The sequence below is a fragment of the Micrococcus sp. HSID17227 genome (assembly GCF_003989405.1).
GTDB classification, from domain to species: Bacteria; Actinomycetota; Actinomycetes; order Actinomycetales; family Micrococcaceae; genus Micrococcus; species Micrococcus luteus.
Genome location: NZ_RBLN01000120.1, coordinates 1 through 6,360 on the forward strand (window position 1 = coordinate 1; position 6,360 = coordinate 6,360).

The 6,360-nt window shown below is 73.9% G+C and carries 6 protein-coding genes; 1 reads left to right on the forward strand and 5 read right to left on the reverse strand.

The window, feature by feature from the left end; translation table 11 throughout:
• The 5 genes from D8M29_RS07335 to D8M29_RS07355 all read right to left on the reverse strand — a co-directional run.
• On the reverse strand, positions 1-312 hold a 312-nt coding region (locus tag D8M29_RS07335), incomplete at its 3' end, for a penicillin acylase family protein (RefSeq protein WP_148111543.1).
• Positions 309-2,144 (reverse strand): IucA/IucC family siderophore biosynthesis protein, encoded by a 1,836-nt coding sequence (locus tag D8M29_RS07340; protein WP_020624757.1) that lies wholly within the window; start codon positions 2,142-2,144, stop codon positions 309-311. The genes D8M29_RS07340 and D8M29_RS07335, both read right to left, overlap by 4 nt.
• Positions 2,141-2,785: a GNAT family N-acetyltransferase gene (locus D8M29_RS07345; protein WP_223246401.1), complete on the reverse strand. Its 645-nt coding sequence runs from the start codon at positions 2,783-2,785 to the stop codon at positions 2,141-2,143. The genes D8M29_RS07340 and D8M29_RS07345 overlap by 4 nt, the downstream gene beginning before the upstream one ends.
• Before the next feature lie 5 nt (positions 2,786-2,790).
• On the reverse strand, positions 2,791-4,116 hold the full coding sequence (locus D8M29_RS07350; protein WP_044659670.1) for a lysine N(6)-hydroxylase/L-ornithine N(5)-oxygenase family protein: 1,326 nt from the start codon (positions 4,114-4,116) through the stop codon (positions 2,791-2,793).
• Positions 4,113-5,708, reverse strand: a complete 1,596-nt coding sequence (locus tag D8M29_RS07355) for a pyridoxal-dependent decarboxylase (RefSeq protein ID WP_052833454.1) — start codon at positions 5,706-5,708, stop codon at positions 4,113-4,115. The genes D8M29_RS07350 and D8M29_RS07355 overlap by 4 nt, the downstream gene beginning before the upstream one ends.
• Before the next feature lie 161 nt (positions 5,709-5,869).
• On the opposite strand from D8M29_RS07355, the gene D8M29_RS07360 reads away from it, so the two are divergent.
• Positions 5,870-6,360, forward strand: a 491-nt coding sequence (locus D8M29_RS07360) for a siderophore-interacting protein (RefSeq protein ID WP_148111544.1), incomplete at its 3' end; no start/stop codon positions are given.

Genomic DNA, 6,360 nt, shown 5'->3' on the forward strand with positions numbered 1-6,360 from the left:
TGTGAACCAGGCCCGGTCCTCCGCGTCGTCGAGGGCGTCGAACGCCTGGCGGGCCGCACCGTCCAGGTCCATCTGCCGGGCGGCGACGTCGTTCGCCACCGCCGGCGGGCCGAACACCTCGGCGCTCATGCCGGTGACCCGGCGGTGCTCGCAGTCGACCTGCCAGGCCCGCTCCGTCGCCACGTGCCACCCCTGGAGGTAGGCCAGCTCGGGCAGGGACGCGGCCACGAGCGTCGGCACGCCGTGCGCGTCCCGGTGGCAACGGCCCGCCACGTCACCCGTCGCCGTCCCGGTCCACGCGTCCGCGCTCATGCCGCGGCGTCCTGCCGGAGCTCCGCCAGCGCGCGGCGCAGCGGCGCGGCCACCGGGTTGGCCAGGCGACCGGCGTAGAGCAGCGAGCCCGACGGGTCCGTCAGGTCCACCATCTGCGTGGCGTTCCGCAGCTGCAACCGGTTCAGGCACGAGTGCGCGAAGTCCTCCGCGTCCAGGCCGAGGCGCTCCACATCCGCGAGCCCCAGGGCCGTGTACTCGGCGAGGACCCGCCCCACCACGGCGTAGAACTCCTCCGCCGGCAGCAGGGCGTCCGCGTCCATCACGTCGGCCAGATGGCGCAGCACGCCGTCCAGCATGTCCGTGAAGAAGGAGAGGGAGAGGTCCTCGTCGGTGAGGTCGATGCGGATGCGCCGGGTCTGCTCCGTGAGCGGGACGCCGTCCGCGCCGACCACCACCTCCTCCCCGATGTCCTTGAGGAAGGCGCCGGTGACCCGTCCCTCCCGCAGGCGGAGCACGATGTTCTCCCCGTGGGGCATGAACACGGTCGAGTAGGCGGCGGCCAGATGCACCAGCGGGGTCACGTAGGCCGTCACCACCCCGTGCAGCCACTGCGCCGCCGTCAGCCCCGAGCGCTCCACGAGCGCCCCCGCCACGGAGCGGCCCCCGCCGTCCCGGTGCAGCAGCGCCGCCATGGTCATGACCCGCTCGCCCTCCGCCAGGCGCGGCAGCGGACTCTCCCGCCACAGGGCGGCGAGCATCTTCGTGTGAGGACCCTTCGAGCCCACGGCATGGAAGGCGTCCCCGGTGTACCCGGCCGAGGCGTACTCCCGCAGCACCCCGAAGCCCCACCTCGCGAGCAGGGGGTCGGAGTCCACGAGGTCGGCCACCACCGCGTTGATCGCCGGGGTGACGGACATGTACGCGGGGGAGAGGCCGCGCACGAACCCCATGTTCTGCACGGACAACGCCGTCTTCAGCTGCGGGGCGTGCGGGTCGCTCGCGTTGAACAGGGTGCGCACCGCCTGCATGGCCGTGAACGCGTCCGGGTCTTCGCCCACGTGCACCAGCCGCCCCGCGGCGAGGTCGGGGGCGAACGCCACCTGGATCCGGTGCTCCCACTGCCACGGGTGCACCGGGATCAGCGTGTACGCCTCCGGATCGACGTCGAGCGCCGCCGCCCGCTCCGCCCACAGGCCCGCCACCGCCTCGGTGATCGGCGGGGGCGGCGCCGGCACGGCGGCGCCCGCGCTCGCGGTCTTGGGCCAGGTCCACCGTCCCCCGAGCTCGGAGGGGAACGCGAGCCACACCGGGTGCAGCGCCCGCCCGCCCTCGGGGGCGAACATCGCGTACTCCGTGGCCCCCCAGCCGATGCGGCCGTTGGTGGCCACGAAGCCCGGGTGTCCCTCGCTCATGGCGGCCTCCACCGCCGTGTAGTCCGCGTCCACCAGGTCGGCGGCGGACGGGCGCTCGCCGGCCAGGGTGTGGCACCGGGCGGCGAAGGTGGAGGCGAGCTCCTCGAGATAGACGTCCAGCGCCTCGCCGGCCAGCCCGAGCACCTCGGCCGCGTCGAGGACGAAGCGGTCGACGGCCACCGCGTCCGGATCCCCGGCACGGCACACCGAGTCCGGATCCACGCCGAGGTGCTCGAGCGGGAGGGCACGCGCGGTGAACGTCCACCGCACCCCGCCCAGGGTGAGCGTGTAGGCGTGGCGGCCGGCGTCGTCGACCCGCTCGCCGCGCACCGGCGTCAGGAGCCGCTCATGGGTGAACTCGCGGATCGCCTTGGCGACGAGCAGCCGGTGGGCGTGCCGGGCGGTCGGCGCCGTCAGCGCGTCCAGGCGGGACGGGGAGGACGGGGGGACGGGGGTCATGCGGACACCTGCCTGTCGGGGGTGAGGAGGAGCGGGGGCTCGGGGAGGGTGAGGTCCAGCCCGGCGGCGAGGACGCCGATCCGGCTGGCAGTGAAGGACTCGGGCGTGGCGATCGAGAGCATCGCCGTCTTGGATCCCAGCGCCACGGGACCGAGCTCCGTGAACCCGGCGGCCAGGTTCTTCGCCCGGATGGCGGCGTTGCGCTCGTCCGGCTCGACGACGACGCGCCGCGCCCCCGGCTGGGCCAGGCACCAGCGCACCACCGCGGCCATCACCAGGTCCGTGGTCCCGGGCACCGGGGTGTCCGTCGGGGCGACGAGCACGTGCAGGCCGACGTCGCCGGGCGCGCCCGCATACCGTCCGGCCAGCTCCGAGTGGGCCGGGTCGTAGACCTCCACCAGGAAGGTCGCGGTCCCGTCCACGAGCCCCACGTGCGCGTGGTGGTGCGGGTGCGCGGCGATCGCCTCGTACTCGGCCACGACGTCGGCCAGACCCGCCTCCGTCATCTCCCAGTACACGGCGTGCGGGGACGTCACCCACCGGTGCAGCAGCGGATGGTCCTGCGCGCCCACGGGACGGAGCTCCACACGACGGGCCGCGCTCGCGGCCGCACCGTCCACGGTGGTCTGCGGCGGCGTCACGGCGCTCACCGGACGCCCGCCGCGACGGCACCGAAGTCCTGGAACGCGATCGACTCGGCCTGCGCGTAGACCTGGCGGCCGGCGATCGTGCTGAGGATGCGGCCGCTGTGCTCCGCCGCCATGCCCAGGTCCGGGCCGGTGAGACCCAGGGGCTGTTCGGCGGTGTTGTGCACGAAGATCCGGCGGCCGCTCACGTCGATCGCGTGGTCCGCGTTCGCCGTCGTCCGACCGTCCTCCGCGCGCAGCAGGTGCCGCACCGGCTCCAGGAACGGATGGTCCGGGTGGCGGTAGCCCGTGCCCGCGACGACACGGTCCACCACGCGCCCCCCGGTCACCCCGGTCTCCTCGTCGCGCAGGGTGACCTCCACCCGGGGCGCACCCGGGCCCGCGACCAGGCGGGCGTCCGTCACCGACGTGCCCGGCCACAGCCGGGCCGGGTCCAGCGGACCCACCTGGCGCTCGTACAGCGCGTGGTAGACGTCCTCGATCGTGTACTCGCTGATCCCCTTGTACAGGGACCGGTGGGATGCGTTGATCTCATCCCGCCGCGCCCGGGGCAGAGTGGCGAAGTGCCGCTCATAGTCCAGCGAGGTCAGCTCGAGCGTGAGCTGGCCGACCTCCATGCCGAAGAACCGGGGTGAGCGCGTGACCCACGTGAGGTCCGGGTGGCCCGCGTTCAGCAGGTCCAGGGCGCACTCCGCCGCCGACTGGCCGCTGCCCACCACCAGGACCGACCCGGCCCCGGCGATGTCCTCGCGACGGCCCATGTACTCACCCGTGTGCACCACGGGGGACGCGCCGACCCGGGCCGACTCCTCCGCGACGCGCGCGAGCGGCGCGGGCAGGGACGGCACCGTGCCCGTGCCCACCACCACGTGGTCGGCCCGGTGCGTGCTGGTCCCGGCCGCGGAGGCCGCCTCCACCACGAACTCGTCCGCCTGATCGTCCCACCGCACCGCCGTCACCGTGGTCGCGTAGGCGATGCCGGGCAGCTGGGCTGCCACCCACGCGCAGTAGTCCGAGAACTCCCGCCGCAGCGGGTACCAGGAACCCCGGATGTAGAAGCGGTGCAGCCGGCCCATCGCTTTGAGATACGCCAGGAACGAGTACGGGGAGGTCGGGTCCGCGAACGTCACCAGGTCCGCGAGGAACGGCACCTGGATCTGCGCGCCCGGCAGCATCATGCCCGGGTGCCACACGAACGCGTCGCGGCTCTCCACCACCTCCACCTCGACGTCGGGCAGCGGGTGGGCCAGCGCGGCCAGGCTCAGGTTGAACGGGCCCAGCCCGATCGCGAGCACGCGGCGGGGGGACGTGGACGCCGGGCTCATGCGCACACCTGCTCTCCGTGCTCGTCCACGCGCGCCGCGGACGGACGTGGCCCCGCCGAAGCGGGGAGCGTGCAGGACACGGCGACCGACGGGCCATGCGGACGGGTCCGCGCCACCCCGCGCCACCGATGACGGCTCGCCCGCACCGCGTCGACGTGCCGCAGCGCCGCCTCCTCCACGACGTCGACCAGCTCCTCCAGCTCGCCCGAGGTGACCGCGGGGTTCAGGATCGTGAACTTCAGATGGGGCACCCCGTCCACCACCGTCGTCGCGATCAGCGCGCGCCCGCCGGCCACGAGCTCCCGGTGCGTCGCCGCCTGCACCGCCGTGCACTCCTCCTCCGACAGTCCCTCGGCCCGCACCCGGAACAGCACTGTCACCAGCGTCGGATCCTCCAGCACCGCGAACGTCGGCCGGGCCCGCAGGATCCCGCACGCCTGCCGCGTGCGTTCGCGCGCCCCCGCGAACAGGGACACCACCGCCTCGGCCCCATGCTCACGCAGCGTCAGCCACAGCTTGAGCGAGTCGAACCGGCGGCTCGTCTGCAAGGACCGATCCGCCAGGTTCGGATGGACGCTGTCCTCCGGGTTCAGGTAGTCCGCATGCACCGTCACATGGCGCAGGCTCTCGGCGTCCCGCACCACCAGCGCGCTGCAGGCCAGCCCCACGTAGAACGTCTTGTGGAAGTCCATCGTCACCGAGTCCGCACGGTGCAGCCCCGGCAGCTCGTGGCGCGTCGCCGCGCTCGCGGCGAGGATCCCGCCCACGGCCGCGTCCGCATGGACCCACATCCCGTGGCGTTCGGCGACGTCGGCGATGGCCGGCAGCGGGTCGATGGCGCCGCGGTCGGTGGTCCCCAGCGTCGCGACGACGACCATCGGCACGGCACCGGCGGCCACCTCACGTTCGACCGCCTCGGCCAGGGCCCCGGGGTCCAGACGCCCGGCGGCGTCGGTGGGGACGACGACCACGGCGTGGCGACCCAGCCCGAGCAGGCCGGCTGCCTTGGCGATGCTGTAGTGCGTGGCGGCGCTGACGAAGACGCGCAGCGAGCCGAGCACCTCGGCGGGCAGGTCGGCGAGCCCGGCGTGGCCGGTGAGGCGCTGCACGGCGCGGCCGCGGGCCAGCGTCATGGCCTGCAGGTTGGAGGCCGACCCTCCGGAGGTGAAGACGCCGTCGCCCGCGGCGAACCCGCACCAGCGTCCGACCTCGGCCAGGAGCCGCTGCTCCATGAGCGCCGCGGAGCGGGCCTGGTCCCAGGACTCGACCGCCGTGTTGAGCGCCCCGAGCACGGTGTCCGCTGCGGTGCTGGAGAGCAGGACCGGGCAGTTGAGGTGAGCGGCATAGCGCGGGTGGTGGTAGGCGGTGGTCTGGTGGGCGTAGAGCTCCGCGACCTCGGCGAGGGCGTCGTCGAGGCTGCCCGTCGGCTGCGAGAAGTCGACGGCGCCGACGGCGTCGGCCAGGTGCGTCGACGGGGTGTCCGGGTGGACCCCCGCGCGGTCGTAGGCGGTGTCGACGGCCACCCGGGCCGCCCTGCCGGTGGCGTCGAGGTAGGCGGCTGGATCGCCGAGTCCGAACAGGCGAGGGAGCATGGGAGGGCCTTCCGTGAGGGGGTCGTCGGCTCCGGGCGGCGTGCGCCACGGACGTCCCGCACAGTAGGGAAGCCTTACCTAAGAAAGCAAATACGCAACAATGACGTGACGTATTCAAAGGGAGGACTCCAGCAAAGGTGAGGCTCACCTATGATGACCGGATGACGAGCTCCTCCGTCCTCCCCCCGCCTGCCGCCCGTCCCTCGCGTGTCGAGGCCCTGCAGATGAAGGCCTACCGCGGGCTCGCGGCCCTCGGCCAGGCGATGCCCGTTGACCGCGACGAGTATCCGCAGTGGACCATGACGGTCCGCGCCACGTGGCTGCTCGCCCCCCGGCTGCGTCGTCTCACGTTCGCCGCGGAGGAGTTCCGCACGTTCACCCCGCAGGGCTGCGACGAGTACTTCGGGCTGCTCACCCCGCCCCCGGGGCGGGCGCTCGTGATGCCCGATCCCGCGGCGCTCAATGCGCGGCGAGCGGTCGGGCGGATCCCCGAGGACGTGCGGCCGGATCTGCGGTGGTACACGGTCGCCGAGCACCGGCCCTCCGTCGGTGAGATCGACGTCGACGTCGTCGTGCACGACCATGCGGGCCCCGCCGGCACGTGGGCGCGCACCGCACGTCCGGGCGACGTCGCCGGCTTCCGCACCGGGAC